We start from the raw sequence: 1732 nt of genomic DNA, 5'->3' as shown, positions 1-1732 counted from the left end.
CTCTCGATCGGCCGTGCGCTTCAGACAGAAAATAACGGTCCTGCCACGCTGACACAGGGCGCGGGAGCGGTCGGCGTTGCAGCCTCCAACGATCTTGGCGGCGCGCTGCAATTCAGTTCGATCGATCCCTCCGAAAAGTTTGGTGCCGATGTCAGCGGAACCATCGGCTCCGCCTCGACCTGGCGCACATTCGCCCGCATCAACAGCGGCGTGCTGAAGGGGGGCGGCAAATTCTATGTGTCCTATGATCATCAGGACGCCAATAAGTGGAAGGGCGATGGCGTGCAGCGTCAGGACCAGGCCAACGCCAAGTACGTCCAGCCTCTGGGTGACAACCTGAAGCTCACGGTCTTCGGCGACTGGTCCAAGCGCGCCGAAAACGACTATCAGGATCTGTCGCTCTCCCAGATCAAGACCTATGGCTATAATCTGGACAACATCACCGGCAACTACGCGCTCGCCAAGCAGATCGCCTATGCCTATCAGAACGGCACGGCTTTCCCTAAAGGCATCGAAAACCAGGATACCGTCTATTATAATGCAGGCGGCCTTCGTGAGGATGCGCTGGGCTATGGCAAGCTGGATTTCAAGATCAATAACCGTCTGACCGGCTATGTCACGGGCTATGGCCACACCAATAGTGGCGAAGGCGTATGGGTCACGCCCTATAGCGCGACACCGGCGCAACTCGGCGGCTCACCGCTTTCCACCCGTACGACCGAATATGACATCCACCGTGCCGGGTTCATCGGAAGCCTGACCTACAAGATTGCCAATCACAGCATCGAAGGCGGCTTCTGGTTCGAAAACAACAACTTCAATCAGGCGCGTCGCTTCTATCCTCTCGCGCTCGATGGGTCACCCTCCTCGATCCACTGGTACAAGAACAATGCCTTTGCCACGCAGTGGCAGAGCGCTTTCAACACAAAGACCTATCAGGTCCACCTGGGCGACACCTGGAAGATCACGCCGAAACTCAAGGTCAATTACGGCTTCAAGTCCCTGATCGTCGACAACACGGCGCGTGCCATGAACGGCAATTATCTGGGAATGCCGGTGGCTACGGCCTATCCCTCCGGTACGCTGAATGCCTCCAATGGCTTCCTGCCGCAGATCGGGGCGAATTACCGCTTCAACCGTAACCATGAGATCTTCGTCGATTACAGCCGCAATATGGCGGCTTTTGACAGCGCGCAAACCTCAGGCCCGTTCTCGACCACGGTAGCTGGCTTCCAGGCACTGCAGGGCAAGCTGAAGCCCGAAATGTCGAACACCGAGGAACTTGGCTACCGCTATCATACCAAAACCTTCCAGGCGACAGTGACCGGTTACTACGTCGAGTTCGAAAACCGATTGCTCTCGGTCACCCAGGGTGTGGGCATTCAGGGCAATGCCTCGGTACTCTCCAATGTGGGTGGCGTGATCTCACGCGGTATCGACACCGCCGTGAACTGGCAGTTCGCGCCGAACTGGTCGATCTTCGCCTCCTACGCCTTCAATAACTCCTTCTACCAGGACAACGTGATGGCGGATAGCAAGGTCTCCGCAGCGATCAAGGGCAAGAATGTCGTGGGCATGCCGCGTAACCTGGCCAATGTGCAGCTTGGCTATGATGACGGGCAAATCTGGGGCAACGTGCTCATGCAAATTCAGGATCGGCGCTATTACACCTATACGAATGACGCCTACGTTCCCGCCAATGACGTCTTCAACCTGAACCTCGGCTATCGCT

Annotated in this window: 1 protein-coding gene; it reads left to right on the top strand. The window is 56.9% G+C overall.

Annotation, left to right across the window (positions count from 1 at the left end; translation table 11 throughout):
- On the top strand, positions 1–1732 hold a 1732-nt coding region (locus C0V97_RS18130), incomplete at both ends, for a TonB-dependent receptor (protein WP_127103762.1).

It is taken from the genome of Asaia sp. W19 (assembly GCF_003994335.1).
Classification (GTDB): Bacteria; Pseudomonadota; Alphaproteobacteria; order Acetobacterales; family Acetobacteraceae; genus Asaia.
Note: the sequence above shows the minus strand (reverse complement) of the source record. Positions and strands in the feature narration are given on the sequence as shown.